The organism is Lysinibacillus sp. IITD104, assembly GCF_036698265.2.
GTDB classification, from domain to species: Bacteria; Bacillota; Bacilli; order Bacillales_A; family Planococcaceae; genus Lysinibacillus; species Lysinibacillus boronitolerans.
This window is the reverse complement of sequence record NZ_JBAHYH020000001.1, coordinates 3,247,019-3,262,076: the sequence shown is the minus strand read 5'-3', so window position 1 is coordinate 3,262,076 and position 15,058 is coordinate 3,247,019. Positions and strand designations below refer to the sequence as shown.

At 39.6% G+C, this 15,058-nt stretch carries 17 protein-coding genes; 14 read left to right on the top strand and 3 right to left on the bottom strand.

Annotated features, from left to right (window positions below; translation table 11 throughout):
• Positions 1-31: 31 nt before the first annotated feature.
• Positions 32-1,003: an alpha/beta hydrolase gene (locus V1L66_RS16685; RefSeq protein WP_036080551.1), complete on the bottom strand. Its 972-nt coding sequence runs from the start codon at positions 1,001-1,003 to the stop codon at positions 32-34.
• Between the two features lie 207 nt (positions 1,004-1,210).
• Here V1L66_RS16685 and V1L66_RS16680 point away from each other — a divergent pair, with 207 nt between their 5' ends.
• The 3 genes from V1L66_RS16680 (at position 1,211) to V1L66_RS16670 (ending at position 3,370) form a co-directional block, all read left to right on the top strand.
• Positions 1,211-2,395, top strand: a complete 1,185-nt coding sequence (locus V1L66_RS16680) for an acetyl-CoA C-acetyltransferase (RefSeq protein ID WP_333005562.1) — start codon at positions 1,211-1,213, stop codon at positions 2,393-2,395.
• A gap of 23 nt (positions 2,396-2,418) precedes the next feature.
• Positions 2,419-2,685 (top strand): YqkE family protein, encoded by a 267-nt coding sequence (locus tag V1L66_RS16675; RefSeq protein WP_036080173.1) that lies wholly within the window; start codon positions 2,419-2,421, stop codon positions 2,683-2,685.
• 178 nt (positions 2,686-2,863) lie between these two features.
• Positions 2,864-3,370, top strand: coding sequence for a GNAT family N-acetyltransferase (locus V1L66_RS16670; protein ID WP_333005560.1), 507 nt, complete (start codon positions 2,864-2,866; stop codon positions 3,368-3,370).
• A gap of 16 nt (positions 3,371-3,386) precedes the next feature.
• On the opposite strand, the gene V1L66_RS16665 is transcribed toward V1L66_RS16670, so the two are convergent.
• Both V1L66_RS16665 and V1L66_RS16660 read right to left on the bottom strand, forming a co-directional pair.
• Complete coding sequence (locus V1L66_RS16665) at positions 3,387-3,866, bottom strand: VanZ family protein (RefSeq protein ID WP_333005558.1); 480 nt, start codon at positions 3,864-3,866, stop codon at positions 3,387-3,389.
• The gene (locus tag V1L66_RS16660) at positions 3,863-4,762 is read right to left on the bottom strand and encodes an aldo/keto reductase (RefSeq protein ID WP_333005556.1); all 900 of its coding nucleotides are present in this window, start codon (positions 4,760-4,762) and stop codon (positions 3,863-3,865) included. Before V1L66_RS16660 ends, V1L66_RS16665 begins: the two co-directional genes overlap by 4 nt.
• A gap of 76 nt (positions 4,763-4,838) precedes the next feature.
• On the opposite strand from V1L66_RS16660, the gene V1L66_RS16655 reads away from it, so the two are divergent.
• From V1L66_RS16655 to lysA, 11 genes are all read left to right on the top strand, one after another.
• Positions 4,839-5,396 (top strand): NUDIX hydrolase, encoded by a 558-nt coding sequence (locus V1L66_RS16655; protein ID WP_333005553.1) that lies wholly within the window; start codon positions 4,839-4,841, stop codon positions 5,394-5,396.
• 53 nt (positions 5,397-5,449) lie between these two features.
• Positions 5,450-5,962, top strand: coding sequence for a hypothetical protein (locus V1L66_RS16650; RefSeq protein WP_036080164.1), 513 nt, complete (start codon positions 5,450-5,452; stop codon positions 5,960-5,962).
• Positions 5,963-6,084: 122 nt separating this feature from the next.
• The gene (locus tag V1L66_RS16645; protein ID WP_008174639.1) at positions 6,085-6,549 is read left to right on the top strand and encodes a Fur family transcriptional regulator; all 465 of its coding nucleotides are present in this window, start codon (positions 6,085-6,087) and stop codon (positions 6,547-6,549) included.
• A gap of 175 nt (positions 6,550-6,724) precedes the next feature.
• Positions 6,725-7,627: a site-specific tyrosine recombinase XerD gene (xerD, locus tag V1L66_RS16640; protein ID WP_016992979.1), complete on the top strand. Its 903-nt coding sequence runs from the start codon at positions 6,725-6,727 to the stop codon at positions 7,625-7,627.
• Between the two features lie 97 nt (positions 7,628-7,724).
• Entirely contained in the window at positions 7,725-8,906 is a 1,182-nt protein-coding gene (gene deoB, locus V1L66_RS16635) for a phosphopentomutase (protein ID WP_016992981.1), read from the top strand.
• Between the two features lie 14 nt (positions 8,907-8,920).
• A complete protein-coding gene (locus V1L66_RS16630; RefSeq protein ID WP_036080159.1) occupies positions 8,921-10,171 on the top strand; it encodes a thymidine phosphorylase in 1,251 nt (416 codons plus the stop codon).
• A gap of 238 nt (positions 10,172-10,409) precedes the next feature.
• A complete protein-coding gene (spoIIAA, locus tag V1L66_RS16625) occupies positions 10,410-10,763 on the top strand; it encodes an anti-sigma F factor antagonist (protein ID WP_004232181.1) in 354 nt (117 codons plus the stop codon).
• Positions 10,756-11,196 (top strand): anti-sigma F factor, encoded by a 441-nt coding sequence (gene spoIIAB / locus V1L66_RS16620; RefSeq protein ID WP_016992986.1) that lies wholly within the window; start codon positions 10,756-10,758, stop codon positions 11,194-11,196. The genes spoIIAA and spoIIAB overlap by 8 nt, the downstream gene beginning before the upstream one ends.
• Positions 11,197-11,206: 10 nt before the next feature.
• Positions 11,207-11,998 carry an RNA polymerase sporulation sigma factor SigF gene (sigF, locus tag V1L66_RS16615; protein ID WP_009370709.1) on the top strand — a complete coding sequence of 264 codons (792 nt, stop codon included), beginning with the start codon at positions 11,207-11,209 and terminating at the stop codon, positions 11,996-11,998.
• A 15-nt stretch (positions 11,999-12,013) separates the two neighbouring features.
• Complete coding sequence (locus V1L66_RS16610; protein ID WP_036080156.1) at positions 12,014-13,462, top strand: spore germination protein; 1,449 nt, start codon at positions 12,014-12,016, stop codon at positions 13,460-13,462.
• Positions 13,463-13,685: 223 nt separating this feature from the next.
• Positions 13,686-15,005, top strand: coding sequence for a diaminopimelate decarboxylase (lysA, locus tag V1L66_RS16605; protein WP_036080153.1), 1,320 nt, complete (start codon positions 13,686-13,688; stop codon positions 15,003-15,005).
• Positions 15,006-15,058 lie beyond the last annotated feature (53 nt).

Below are 15,058 nucleotides of genomic sequence, written 5' to 3'. Positions count from 1 at the left end.
CGAGTCAAATGACGCAAGGTTTTTCATTGCCCTAAAAATGGAATGGAATGACATTCGAAGAAGAAGAATCCCGATTGATTTTTTGATAAATAAAATTGTCTAGAAAATCATGAATTAAATCCTCATATTCATCCATATTTTCATTAAAGGATTGTGCATGTGCCCCCGTATCAAAAAGTTTTAATTTTTTTGGACCGGTTTTTTTATTGTAGAGATCGAGTGACATGGAAGCTGGAATAAACGTATCAGGAATACTATGGATAAAGAGCACAGGTTTTTCAATATGTGTGACGGCTTCGGCAGGTGTTACACTTTTAAATGAGTAACCATCTCTGAGACGAACAAAAAAGTCAGCAAAACGAATAGGAATAATGGAGCCATATTTAAATTCAGTTTTTGCAATTTGTTTGAGCAACATAGAAAAGTCAGAGAACGCACAATCTGAGATATAAAAATCAGCGCCATCCTCGACTGTTCCTGCATAGAGGAGCATGGTTGCTGCACCCATCGATTCACCGTGAATGCCAAGTATAGCATCCTCTCCAATCATGGCTTTTACTGTTTTCACCACGGCATCAAGGTCGTTTTTCTCATAGTAGCCATAGCTTGTTGTCTTGCCTCCAGATTCACCATGGCGACGGTGGTCAAATATAACAGAATTATAGCCAAGTCTTTCAAAAAGGCGAGCATATTTCACGGAATTTATTTTATTTTCGGTAACACCGTGGCAAATGATGATCGTGTTATTTGTTTGCAATGGCTGAAACATAATGCCTCGAATTGTATAGCCATTTGGAGAATCAATATTCAGTTCACATTTCAAGTTTTTATTGTACCAAGCCTCATCAAAGCGCTTTGCGGTCGTTTCTCGTTCCCGTATAAATTCAGGGTCTTTTTGCTGGATATACATTAATTTATTGGAAAGCGCGAAGCCGAACAGACCTGTTGCAGCGGCGGCTAGCGTTGTTGTAATACCAGAGAATAAAAGCATCTTCTTTTTCATCATAAAACACCTCCACATGCTGTTTCTTATTTGTAATGTTCCCAACTAAGATTGTTTAAAACACGTCAACATTTTACAATATCTTTGGCAAAACTGCGATTATTTCTATTATCGAAAATCGTCATAATATTTGTTAAAATATACATATCTGCTAGTAGCATATGCATGCAGTGTTGATTCTTGAACGGGGAAAAGGGGAGAATGATTATGACAAACGAGGTAGTAATCGTGAGTGCGGTGCGTACTGCAATCGGCTCATTTCAGGGGACATTAAAAGAGGTACCAGCGACAACGTTAGGTAGCATTGTCATTAAAGAGGCATTAGTGCGTGCTGGCGTAGCAGGAGAACAGGTCGATGAGGTCATTATGGGGAATGTTTTATCGGCTGGACTTGGACAAAATCCAGCGCGTCAAGCGGCAATTAAAGCGGGGTTACCTCAAGAGGTATCAGCTTTAACAATTAATAAAGTATGTGGATCAGGTTTAAAGGCTGTTCATTTAGCAACACAGGCGATTTTAGCGGGAGATGCAGAGATTGTTGTTGCAGGTGGATTTGAAAATATGAGCCAGGCTCCATACGTATTAAAAAATGCTCGTGAAGGCTTCCGAATGGGCGACCAAAAGGTAGTAGATACAATGATTCATGATGGCCTATGGTGTGCTTTTAACGATTATCATATGGGCATTACAGCTGAAAATTTATGTGATATGTATCAAATTTCTCGAGAAGAGCAGGATGCTTTTGCAGCTCGTTCTCAGCAACGCGCAGAGGCAGCGATTGCAGCTGGCAAGTTTGAAAATGAAATCGTTGCTGTCGAGATTCCACAGCGTAAGGGAGAGCCACTTCTTTTCAATAAAGATGAATTTCCACGAGCAGGTGTGACAGCGGAATCCTTAGGTAAGCTACGACCAGCATTTAAAAAGGATGGCTCTGTCACAGCAGCGAACGCGTCTGGTATAAATGATGGTGCGGCAGCGGTAGTGGTGATGTCAAAGGAAAAAGCACAAGAGCTAGGCATTCAACCAATGGCGATCATTACAGCGAATGCTAGTGCTGGTGTAGATCCTGCAATTATGGGGACAGGTCCTGTAAAAGCAGTACAAAAAGCGCTGACAAAGGCTGATATTACTTTAAACGATATCGATTTAATTGAAGCAAATGAAGCATTTGCAGCACAATCAATTGCTGTAGATCGTGAATTAAGCTTTAATCATGATAAACTAAATGTTAACGGGGGTGCTATTGCTCTTGGTCACCCAATCGGTGCAAGTGGTGCTCGGATTTTGGTAACGCTATTACATGAGATGGAAAAGCGTGATGTGAAAACGGGCTTAGCCACACTATGTATCGGTGGTGGACAAGGCGTAGCAACAGTTGTGAAGCGCCCTTGATGTCAATAAGAAGGTGAATAGAAATGGGAAAGAAACGAAAACAGCAACAGCATACTGACAATAGCGTAACAGCTAGTCTACCTAAGCAAGAGGCCGTCACATTAGCAGATCAGCTAGGTGGCGATGTGCTAGCAAAATTAAAAGCAGCGAAGCAAGATTTAACTGCTAAAGAGCAGGCGGCAGAAGAAGAGCGTCAGGCAAAACTAGCTTTTGAACGTAAACAACGAGAAAAAAACAAATCGTTTGAAGAACTTTTAAACGAATACGGCGATAAAGGTACTAAATATTAAGAGAGAACAGTGAATTCACATAAGTGGGTTCACTGTTTTGTATTTTACAGCATAAAATTTATATGGCTGTGGTCGATATAGAGGGAGAGGTCTTTGAATTTAAACGAACGGGAGACGCTGCCAATAACATATACCTAATTGTAGTTTAGTATCGATTAAATTATGTTAGGAGAACAACATGGTAGAATTACAGACAGAAAGAATAAGATTAATTCCTTTAAACGCTAAGTATCTAAATTTACTAATAGAGCATGAGGAACAAATGGCGGAGGAGTTGCTCTTAAGAAAAGGTGAAGGGAGTTTAGATAACGAGCTTAAACAAGCATTGTATTTTAGACTTTCCAAAGTATTGGAAGATGAGCAAAACTATTTATGGCATACAAATTGGTTACTTGTATTAAAAGAAAAAAATTGTGCTATTGGTGGCATAATGCTAAAAGGAATACAAAGTGAGCAAGAGGAAGTTGTGATCGGGTATTATACTTTGCCTCCTTATATGGGGCAGGGCTATATGACAGAATCAATCATAGCTCTTAAAAACTGGTTACTTCATCAGCCAAATGTAAAATACGTTATTGCAGATACCGAAACAGATAATATGGCTTCCCATCGAGTTTTAGAAAAAGCAGGAGCTAACTTGTATAAAGTAACGAAGTCCCTCTATTTTTGGCGGTTTCAACTTTAAAATAAAAGACAAAAGGCTATAATTGTGCCTTTTGTCTTTTATTTTTGAGTATTTTTCTTACTGCAACAACGAGACTAACAAAAACAATGGCTCCAGCTGTATCGACAAGCACATCTTGAGCACTCATAGTACGACCTGGCGTAAAGCTTTGACGAAATTCATCAAGCACCGCGATTGTTGCCGTTCCACCGATAGCAATACTTGCTGCAAAACGTCTTTTTCCCCAGGCGAAGTAAAGGCCAAGTGCGATGCATCCAAATCCTATGAAGTGTGTCAATTTACGTAGCAAAAACTCTACAAATGGAAAATAACCTCGTTCTTCCACTGAAACGATGGTTCCCCAATAGGGAATTTTTAAAATAGAAAGTTGTTTTTCCAAAGGTTTATTGGCAAGCAAATCTTCTAATTCTGGTAGAATACTCTGTTGTTCATAGGTCATACTAGAGGAAATTACTAGTACAACTAGACAAATGATAAAAATTAGCCATTTTTTCATCGATGTTCTTGATAGTTCTCATTTTTTGTTAGCTCATTAGCTACCTTGAAATCTGTTATTGAATTAATTTTCTCGTAGGAAGCAAGCGTTTGTGCTAGTTGTCGTTGTGAGCTTGCGCCAATGACCGTAGAAGCGATTGTCGGCTCTTTCAGATTAAAAGCGATAGCCAAAGCATGCAAATCATCATAGTGTGAGGCTAAGTCTGTTAACGTTGTTGTTAACTCCTCAGCAGTATAGGTGTTAAAACCATTAACATGTTGTAGACGTTGTTGCCAGCTATTCGTTAATAAGCCCTTTGCCACTGTGCCGCGTGTTACAACAGATGCACCTTGATTCGCAATAAAATCAAACCATTCTTCAGGGCGGCGATCGAGAGCACTGTATTGCATCATGACGCTTTTAGCTGAGCTTGCAGGTAAAAATTGCTGCAATACATTAGGGCGAATTGAGGATATACCGTATTCACGAATGAGCCCTTCTTTTTTAAGCCCTTCAAATGTGTCAATTATCCCATCCCAATTATCTTCGAGTGTGCCACCGTGTAATTGGTATACATCAATATAGTCCGTTCCTAAACGTCGTAAGCTAGCATGGACAGCTTCTTTTATATAGGATGGTGATGCATCCCAATGCCAGCCATCTACCCCTTTTGCCCACCGATTACCTACCTTTGTTGCTAGGATGATATCATGACGACGCTTACCTAACGTTGCGCCAATAATCTCTTCATTTGCACCATAATCATATAAATCAGCTGTATCTATATAGTTAATGCCAGCATCTAATGCCATATCGACAATGGTAGCTGCTTGTGTTTTATCTGTCGAAAGAGACATGCCTCCTAAACTAATCTCTGAAATAAACAATTCACTTGTACCAAGCTGTCTTTTTTTCATACGAATGACCTCCTTCGATTTCTCTACTTGTAATGGTACAATGAACATATCTGAAGAACAAGCGAGGTTATCGTCAATGAAAAAGTTCGAGGAAAAAACAACGAAAACGACACCGGTCTATGACGGAAGAATAATAAAATTACAAATTGATGATGTCACTTTACCAAATGGACAGGTTGCAAAACGTGAAATAATTAAGCATCCAGGTGCCGTAGCAGTGATTGCTGTTACGGACGAGGGTAAACTAGTGTTAGTAGAACAATATCGCAAAGCGCTGGAGCGTTCTATTATTGAAATACCGGCTGGAAAGCTTGAGCCAGGTGAGGAGCCAGTAGTGACAGCACGCCGAGAATTAGAAGAAGAGACAGGCTATGGCGCGCATCAACTTACTTTTTTACAAACATTTGCAACATCACCAGGCTTTGCGGATGAAGTTATTCATTTGTTTGTGGCGAAGGGATTATATACAATAGATAATAAAGCAGATTTAGATGAGGATGAATTTGTCGAACTATTAGAAGTTTCGTTGGAAGAAGCACAAGTAATGGTGGCTGACCAACGTATATATGATGCTAAAACAGCATTTGCAGTACTATGGCTAGCTGCAAATTTAGAAAATAATCTTTTAGCATAATAGAGACGGACGAGCATAAGCTGTACAAACCTTGATAGAAAAGGAGCATGTTTATGTCTCGTACGGTGTCTATTTTTTATCACGCTTCCATCATTGCAGTAAGTTTTGTTTGTGGCGTTATTTTCTTTCATATTATTGGTGGACCGAAAGCGGAACCCTTTATATTATTTATAGAGCCTCGTTTAGCAGATGGGGACAGGCAATCCATTTTTCGTTTAGTACTGCCTGTTGCTATTTCCATAGGTCTTATATTATTACTAGCAACTCATAGCGTCTTAAAGGTGTTAGTGCGTGTGACTGTAGCCATGCGTGCCACTTTTTTTGGCTTTAGTTCGGTTTTTTTATTACAAAAACTTGAAGCTTTTTGGCTTTATACGATTTGGTGGTTTCCATTTCAGCTTATCTATTGTATATTGTTGCTAGTCCTATGCAATTTACTTGTACCTGCTTGGTCAAAGCGAAAAATCGGGAAACAAGTATCTGGTCGGACAATTTTGTTGAATTTTATCTCATTTTTCATCATAATAGTTGCTGAGTTTATTGTTATTTCTTATGTGTTAAAATGATGGATTGAATGGACCAAAATTGTGATCAGATAAAAAAGTAGAAGCATGTTAGAAATCTATTCACTATCTTGTAATAGGATTTACTCCTTTGGTATAATGGAAAGAGTTTAGGGGGGCGTCACATGGAGAGCCGAATTGATCGTATAAAAAAACAGTTGCATAGTGCTAGTTACAAGCTGACGCCGCAGCGAGAAGCAACAGTTGCTGTTTTGCTTGAGCACGAAGAGGATCACTTAAGTGCTGAAGATGTTTATCTTTTAGTAAAAGAAAAAGCACCTGAGATTGGTCTAGCGACTGTTTATAGAACGTTAGAATTATTAACTGAGCTCAAAATTGTCGACAAAATCAACTTTGGCGATGGCGTATCGCGCTATGATTTACGCCAAGAGGGAGCTGCCCATTTCCACCATCATCTTGTTTGTATCGAATGTGGTGCTGTTGATGAAATTCAAGAAGATTTGCTTGAAGATGTGGAAGCCGTTGTTGAAAAACGTTGGAACTTTATCATAAAAGATCACCGACTAACTTTCCACGGCATATGCTGGCGCTGTCATGATAAAAACGACGAATCGAATGAAGAAAATTAACAAAAAACTGTCTGTTTTAATCTTTGGTATAGATTGAATCGGACAGTTTTTTGTTTTTTTATTGGAGTATAGAACGCCATCATAGTTGGTGGTTTATGTCGAATGGAGGGGCTTTTAGCACATTTCTTAAGGCCATGCTAAAATAGAGAATAATTGACAGTAAGGGGGCGTTGTGATGAATGAATTTCAATATGCAGTAGAGGACTATATCCATTTTATTCAAGTGGAAAGGCAGTTATCTGTTAATACATTAGCATCCTATCGCCGAGATTTAGAAAGCTATGTGCATTTTTTAAAGGAAGTAGAAGGTATGTCTGATTTTAGTGTGGTGGAACGGACAACTATATTACGCCATTTAGAGCAATTGCGGGCACAGGGGAAGACAAGTCGTACCGTTGCCCGTCATATTTCATCTATTCGGAGTTTCCACCAATTTTTATTACGAGAAAAGCGGGCAGAAACCGATCCGACAGTCCATTTGGAAATGCCGACAATTGAGCAAAAGTTGCCTAATATCTTATCGATCGAAGAGATTGAAGCTTTACTAACAGCTCCGAATCGAAGTAAGCCACAAGGTATACGTGATCTTGCTATGCTAGAGTTATTATATGGATCTGGTATGCGCATCAGTGAACTTATTGCACTGGATTTAGCTGATATTCATTTAACTATGGGCTTTGTACGTGTATTTGGGAAGGGTGGCAAGGAGCGAATCATACCACTCGGCAAAAGCGCACTTTCGGCAATAAATGCCTATTTAAATGGTGCTCGGGGTCAATTACAGGGAAAGTACCCCAAAACAGATGCGTTTTTTATTAATCAAAGAGGGAAACGTTTAACAAGGCAGGGTTGTTGGAAATTAATGAAGGAGCATGCCTTAAAGGCAGGCATCCAACATGAATTAACACCACATACATTGCGTCATTCCTTTGCCACTCATTTGGTTGAAAATGGAGCTGATTTACGAGCGGTACAGGAGATGCTTGGTCATGCAGATATATCTACTACGCAGATTTATACACATATTAGCAAAACAAGATTATCTGAGGTTTATAAGCAATTCCATCCACGTGCTTAAAGTTAATAGGAAAAAATTATATTTCAGTCGGATGTCTGACCTTTATTTTTCGCATTTTTTTGGTAAAATAGAGTCATGAGATTAGGAGGCAACCATTATGAATAAACCATTTAACAAAATCCATGTTGTTGTCATGGATTCCGTAGGTATTGGTGAAGCGCCAGACGCTGCAAATTTTGGGGATGTTGGCGCACATACACTAGGACATATTGCTGAAAAAATGAATGGGCTTACAATGCCAGTAATGGAGTCATTTGGTTTAGCGAATATTGAACCATTGCATGGAATGCATGCAACTACTGACCCTAAAGCATACTACGGTAAAATGCAAGAAGCATCAGTTGGTAAAGATACGATGACAGGCCATTGGGAAATCATGGGACTAAATATTGATAAACCATTTAAAGTGTATCCAGATGGGTTTCCAGCGGAGCTAATTGATGAGCTAGAGAAACGTACAGGTCGTAAAGTGCTATGCAATCAACCAGCAAGTGGTACCCAAGTAATTGAAGACTTCGGGAAGGAGCATATGGAAACAGGTGCGATTATTGTCTATACATCAGCCGATCCTGTTTTACAAATTGCTGCTCATGAGGAAATCATCCCACTAGAAGAGCTATATAAAATTTGCGAAATTGCTCGTGAATTAACATTACAGCCTGAATATTTAGTAGGTCGCGTCATCGCTCGACCATTTGTGGGGACACCTGGAAACTTTACTCGTACATCCAATCGTCATGATTATGCGTTAAAGCCATTTGGTCGAACAACGATGAATGTTTTGAAGGATGCGGGATTAGATGTTATAGCTATTGGAAAAATCTCGGATATTTTCAACGGTGAAGGTGTGACAGATTCTGTACGTACAAAAAATAATAGAGATGGAATGGATCAATTTGCAGAAGTTGTACGTCGTGACTTCCACGGTCTGAGCTTCTTAAATTTAGTGGACTTTGACGCCAATTTCGGCCATCGTCGTGATCCACTAGGCTATGGACAGGCATTACAGGAATTTGATGCACGTCTACCAGAAATTCTAGAGGCAATGTCAGAGGACGATTTATTAATTATTACAGCAGATCATGGCAATGATCCAACCTTCCCAGGGACAGATCATACACGTGAATATGTACCACTAATTGTCTATTCACCACGTTTCAAAGGTGGGGCGGAACTTCCGCTACGTGAAACTTTTGCTGATATTGCAGCAACGGTTGCAGAAAACTTTCATGTAGAAGCACCACCATTCGGTAAAAGTTTCTTACATGATTTGAAATAAGGGGGTTTTTTTGTATGAATATGGTTCAATTGTTTGAAAAGAAAAAACAAGGATTAGAGCTTTCTCAAGCTGAAATTCAGTATTTTGTTGAAGGCTATACGACAGGCTCAATCCCAGATTATCAAGCAAGCTCTTTATTAATGGCGATACGTTTACTAGGTATGTCAGATGATGAGACATTTTATTTAACAAAGGCAATGATCGAATCAGGCGATGTTATTGATTTAACATCTATTGAAGGCTTCAAAATTGATAAACACTCAACAGGGGGAGTTGGTGACAAGGTCACACTTGTTGTTACGCCAATTATTGCTGCTCTCGGAATTCCTGTTGCGAAATTTAGTGGTAAAGGCTTAGGGATTACTGGGGGAACAATTGATAAACTTGAATCCATTCAGGGCTTTAAAACAGAGCTTTCATCCCAGGAATTCATTGATAATGTCAATCAGCATAAAATTGCAGTTGCTGGACAAACAGGTAATCTTGTACCCGCCGACAAAAAATTATATGCATTGCGTGATGTGACAGGTACTGTCGATTCTATTCCACTAATCGCCGCATCGATTATGAGTAAAAAAATTGCTAGTGGTGCCGATGGTATTGTACTGGATGTAAAATGTGGCTCTGGTGCGTTTATGAAGACGCAGGAAGAAGCACAGCGTTTAGCAGATACAATGACGGCCATTGGTGAAAAACTGGGCCGTAAAGTCATCGCACATATTAGTGATATGGATAATCCATTAGGGAAAATGATTGGTAATAAGCTTGAGGTAGTAGAGGCTTATGCCCTATTAAGTGGACGTTTGGAAGAAACGCATGAAGATTTGGTTGATGAATGTGTTGTCATCGCTTCCTTGATGTACCAAATTGCGGCTGGTGTGAATGAAGCGGAAGCGACAGCTGCTGTTAAGGGAGTGCTAGCAGATGGCTCTGCCGCTGCAAAATTCGAGGAGTTTATTGTGGCGCAAGGCGGAGTAGTCTCTGATATTGTTCAAAATGACACAGCTCATAAAGTAGCAGTGACAGCGGTTTCAGAAGGCACTGTGGAAACTATAAATGCTTTATTGGTTGGTGAAGCAAGTGTTAGTCTAGGCGCTGGACGTTTAACGAAAGAATCAAAGCTAGATTATGATGCAGGTATTCAGCTAATCGCCAAAAAAGGTGATCATGTCACTAATGGCGATACGATTGCTTATTTGTATTCAAATCAGCCGATTGACGAAGAGACAATTAATAAAATTCAGCAAGCTTATACAATTGCCTAAAGATCATTAGCGAGAGCCCTCACTTCAAGAGGGCTCTCGCTTTTTTGTGTTCCATCAATCACCAAAATTTAGAGAAATATGGCGTTTAGAAATTGTTGATTTATCCCATACTGCACTTAACCTAAAAAGCTATAAGTATGTCGATTAGACACTATTTCGGAAGACTTTGCACTAGTTCTGTCAGCCGCAAGGATTCACCCTAATGAATGTGGAATTGCACGAGGAGGAGGCGATGTTCATGCATTATCAATTAGAAATGGTCACAAGAGAGACAGTCGTTATACGTTTGTTTGGGGAGCTCGATCATCATGCAGTGGAACAAATTCGAGCGAAAATTTCTGCAGCAATTTTTCAAGGCACTGTGACGACCATCATTTGGAACTTGGAAGGACTATCTTTTATGGATAGTTCAGGAGTTGGTTTAGTGCTTGGTCGTATGCGTGAGCTAGAGGCAGTTGCTGGGCGAACTATATTATTGAATCCATCGCCAACAATGCGAAAAGTATTTCAATTTTCAGGGTTAGGACCGTGGATGATGGATGCAACAGAGGAACAAGCGATTGATCGCGTTAGGGGGATTGTAAATGGATAACGAAATGACATTAACTTTTTTGGCACTTAGTGAAAATGAAGCTTTAGCGCGTGTTGCTGTTACAGGCTTTATTGCACAATTAGACCCAACTATTGATGAGCTATCAGAATTTAAAACAGTTGTCTCAGAAGCGGTTTCCAATGCTATTATTCATGGCTATGAAGAAGATGGTAAGGGTATTGTGACAGTTCATGCTAAACGTGAGGATGATATTGTGACAGTATCTGTCATGGATAAAGGGATTGGAATTGAAGATGTTAGTCGAGCAATGGAGCCATTATTTACAACAAAAGGTATGATGGAGCGTTCAGGTATGGGCTTCACGATTATGGATAGCTTTTCAGATCAGCTAACAGTTATATCAAAATGGCAAGAAGGAACAACTGTAACATTCACGAAGAAATTCTACACAGTTCGCACAGCGGTAATGTGAGGTTAAGCCCATGAAGCCGTTAGAACAGTCGTCCGATAAGCTATTGTCTCAGGAGGAAATGCGTGATTTAATTGCACGTGCACAGCAGGGCGATCATGAGGCTCGTAAACGAATGGTAGAAGGCAATACGAGACTTGTGTGGTCCATTGTTCAACGTTTTACAACGAGAGGTGTTGAGCTTGAGGATTTATTCCAGATTGGCTGCATTGGGCTCATGAAATCTGTGGATAAATTCGATTTAACCTATGATGTGAAATTTTCAACCTATGCCGTACCGATGATCATTGGAGAAATTCAACGCTTTTTAAGGGATGATGGCATGGTGAAGGTGAGCCGCTCTATTCGTGAGCTCAATTTTAAAATCCGCCATGCTACAGATGAATTTATTAAAAAGAACGAACATCCACCAACCATTCAAGAGCTTGCTCAGGTGCTTGGTGTGACAACAGAGGAAATTGTTACCGCATCCGATGCATTGAGAGACCCAGCCTCTCTTCATGAGCAATTGTATGAGAGTGAGGGGGATTCCATTACACTAATGGATCAAATGAAGGATGAAAAATCGGAGCAACCCTTTGACTATATCCCGTTGAAAGAAGTACTAACGAGACTTGAGCCAAGAGAACAGTCTATCATATATCTTCGCTATTTTTCAGATTGCACGCAAACTGAAATTGCAAATAGGTTAGGTATATCGCAGGTACAAGTATCCCGATTAGAGAAAAAAATCCTTGCCCAGCTGAAAAGTTGGATGGCAACAAGCGCAACAGTGGAGCAGGAAGTAATAAAAAAAGACATCTAAGAAAATGGTGACAGCATGACAAATAAATTATTTAACAGCTTAGAAGAAGCCGAAGATTTTCTTATAGAACAATTTGGTGACGGCGAATCGTTTGACGTTGGTATTAAACACTTATTTGTCAAGGATTTGCCGGTCCTTTGTGCATATATTAGTGGGCTTGTAGATGGAGAAGCTTTAACACAATTACTGTCTAGCATGCTTCCAGATGAGGACATTGAGATTGATGTAGAGGATGAGAAGGAATATTTTGAGTCCTATTTTAATTTCCATGGACGTTCAGAGGAAACAGAGCGTAAGGCCTATTTACTATCCATTTTGAGTGGACAAGTCACCTTTATTACTAAAAGTGGCTATTGCTATGTTGCAGAGCTTAGAAACTATCCAGGACGTTCTCCTGAAGAGCCAGATAATGAAAAAGTTATTCGTGGCTCAAGGGATGGCTTTACAGAAGGAATTTCTCAAAATACGGCTTTAATACGTAGACGAATTCGCAATAGTAATTTACGTTTCGAGCTACATAAAATATCCAAAATCGGTCAAACCGACGTGGCGATCGCGTTTATGAAGGATGTTGCCAATGAAGATATGCTCGAAAGTTTACGACAGCGTCTTGGACAAATCAATCATGATGGCTTGACGATGGCTGATAAATCATTAGAAGAATGGCTTTTTAAACAAAAGTTCCACCCAGTGCCATTTGTACGTTATACGGAGAGGCCCGATATTGCTGCAGCTCATCTACTTGAAGGGCATATAGCTATATTAGTCGACACTTCTCCATCCGTTATTTTAGTGCCTGTTACGGTGTTTCATTTATTACAGCATGCAGAGGAATATCGTCAGGCACCGACCGTAGGGACGTTTGTACGTTTTATGCGATATTTTGGCTCAGTTATGGGTTTACTTTTATTGCCGTTGTGGTATGTATTTGCAACGAATGAATCCCTACTTCCAGATGCCCTCTCCTTTTTAGGTACGGAGGAGAAATCGCATGTACCTTTATTACTACAAATTTTGATTGCAGATATTGGCATTGAATTTTTGAGGATGGCCGCCATTCATACTCCGTCACCATTATCCACAGCGATGGGATTGGTTGCGGGGGTAATCATTGGTCAAATTGCAATTGATGTTGGATTATTCTCATCAGAGGTGGTCCTCTATACAGCAGTTGCAGCCATTCTTATTTTCATTATTCCATCCTATGAGCTCAGTATCTCCATTAAAATTTTTAGGTTACTGTTACTTCTAATGACGGGTCTCTGGGGTGTCAATGGGTTATTTATTGGTTTATTTTTATTGTTTACGTATTTATGTTCATTGCGACCAATGCAAGCACCTTATTTATGGCCGCTTGTTCCATTCTTTCCAACAGCGATGCTTCGTGTCATCATTCGTTTCCCAATGACTTCGGACGCACTAAGACCTTATGTAGTCGCTTCCAAACAGCGAAAAAGATCATAGGAGCCGTTGCACTCGTTTTTTTCATGTGATAAAGTTCACATATAGTATTTTGTGATTTTTGCAAAAATTATTTTCATTCAAGAAAAAGCAAGTACTATACATTTGTTTTTTTATATTTGATGGAAATAATTTCTAGATGGGATGGCTCTAAACAGTAAAGAACAATCCCCTATCAAGCCGTAAAAATAACAAGATGGAACGATGTGAAAAGGGAGAGATGCACATGCATTTATATGGAACACAAGCGATTTCTGAAAATGGTCATTTAACAATTGGACAGGTAGACACACTAGAGCTAGCAAAAGAGTATGGTACACCACTTTTCGTGTATGATACTGCACTTATTCGTAAGCGTGCGCGTAGCTTTATCGATACGTTTAAAAAACTAGGCGTAAAAGCAGAAGTAGCTTATGCTTCAAAAGCATTTGCATGTGTAGCGGTGTATCAATTAGCAGCAGAAGAAAATTTATCATTGGATGTTGTATCTGGTGGAGAATTATTTACTGCATTAAAGGCAGGTTTCCCTGCAGAGCGCATTCATTTTCATGGTAACAATAAAAGCAATGCAGAAATAGAGCTAGCTTTTGACTCCAAGATTGGATGTATTGTTGTAGATAATTTCTATGAAATACAGCTTTTGAAAGATATTTCGGAGCGCCGTCAGCAAAAAATGCGTATATTATTACGTGTTACACCAGGTGTTGAAGCACATACGCATGATTTCATCACGACAGGTCAAGCAGATTCAAAATTCGGCTTTGACTTAAACAATGGTCAAGCAGATGAAGCATTCCAACAGACATTTAACCATGAATTCCTAGAGCTACTTGGCTTACATTGCCATATTGGCTCACAAATTTTTGATACTGCTGGTTTTGGCTTGGCTGGAGAAAAATTGATTGACAAAATTTCTGATTGGAACAAGACTCACGGATTTACATGTACTGTGTTAAACTTAGGTGGGGGCTTTGGTATTCGTTATACTGAAGAAGATGCACCGCTTGAACCACAAGTATATGTAGAGGATATGATTACAGTTGTCAAAAATAAAGCAACTGTTCTTGGACTGAAGATGCCGGAAATTTGGATTGAACCAGGTCGATCACTTGTAGGTGATGCAGGAACATCTCTTTATACAATCGGTTCACAAAAAACAGTGCCAGATGTGCGAAAATATATTGCTGTTGATGGCGGTATGAGTGATAATATCCGTCCCGCATTATACGACGCTAAATATGAGGCAATCATCGCAAGTAAGGCGAACGAGCCGAAAGATGAACTCTATACAGTTGCTGGTAAATTATGTGAATCTGGCGATAAATTAATTATTGATGCTAAACTACAAGATGCTGCTTCAGGTGATGTGTTAGCCATCTTCTGTACAGGTGCGTATGGGTATTCGATGGCTAGTAACTATAATCGTGTGCCAAGACCTGCAGTTGTATTTGTAGAGGATGGACAGCATCAACTAGCTATTCGCCGCGAAAGTTATGAAGATATTGTGCAAAACGATCTCCCGCTAACTTTAAAAAAGGGTGAGTAAATTTGAGGAAAAATAAGTGGGTATTACTAGCGTCCATTACAACATTTATTTTA

Coding starts and splice junctions, on each gene's coding strand:
- xerD (WP_016992979.1), top strand. CDS start 6,725: ATGAATGAATTTCAATATGCAGTAGAGGACTATATCCATTTTATTCAA.
- V1L66_RS16680 (WP_333005562.1), top strand. CDS start 1,211: ATGACAAACGAGGTAGTAATCGTGAGTGCGGTGCGTACTGCAATCGGC.
- V1L66_RS16645 (WP_008174639.1), top strand. CDS start 6,085: ATGGAGAGCCGAATTGATCGTATAAAAAAACAGTTGCATAGTGCTAGT.
- spoIIAB (WP_016992986.1), top strand. CDS start 10,756: ATGGATAACGAAATGACATTAACTTTTTTGGCACTTAGTGAAAATGAA.
- V1L66_RS16650 (WP_036080164.1), top strand. CDS start 5,450: ATGTCTCGTACGGTGTCTATTTTTTATCACGCTTCCATCATTGCAGTA.
- V1L66_RS16670 (WP_333005560.1), top strand. CDS start 2,864: ATGGTAGAATTACAGACAGAAAGAATAAGATTAATTCCTTTAAACGCT.
- sigF (WP_009370709.1), top strand. CDS start 11,207: ATGAAGCCGTTAGAACAGTCGTCCGATAAGCTATTGTCTCAGGAGGAA.
- V1L66_RS16610 (WP_036080156.1), top strand. CDS start 12,014: ATGACAAATAAATTATTTAACAGCTTAGAAGAAGCCGAAGATTTTCTT.
- lysA (WP_036080153.1), top strand. CDS start 13,686: ATGCATTTATATGGAACACAAGCGATTTCTGAAAATGGTCATTTAACA.
- V1L66_RS16685 (WP_036080551.1), bottom strand. CDS start 1,003: ATGAAAAAGAAGATGCTTTTATTCTCTGGTATTACAACAACGCTAGCC.
- V1L66_RS16630 (WP_036080159.1), top strand. CDS start 8,921: ATGAATATGGTTCAATTGTTTGAAAAGAAAAAACAAGGATTAGAGCTT.
- spoIIAA (WP_004232181.1), top strand. CDS start 10,410: ATGCATTATCAATTAGAAATGGTCACAAGAGAGACAGTCGTTATACGT.
- deoB (WP_016992981.1), top strand. CDS start 7,725: ATGAATAAACCATTTAACAAAATCCATGTTGTTGTCATGGATTCCGTA.
- V1L66_RS16665 (WP_333005558.1), bottom strand. CDS start 3,866: ATGAAAAAATGGCTAATTTTTATCATTTGTCTAGTTGTACTAGTAATT.
- V1L66_RS16655 (WP_333005553.1), top strand. CDS start 4,839: ATGAAAAAGTTCGAGGAAAAAACAACGAAAACGACACCGGTCTATGAC.
- V1L66_RS16675 (WP_036080173.1), top strand. CDS start 2,419: ATGGGAAAGAAACGAAAACAGCAACAGCATACTGACAATAGCGTAACA.
- V1L66_RS16660 (WP_333005556.1), bottom strand. CDS start 4,762: ATGAAAAAAAGACAGCTTGGTACAAGTGAATTGTTTATTTCAGAGATT.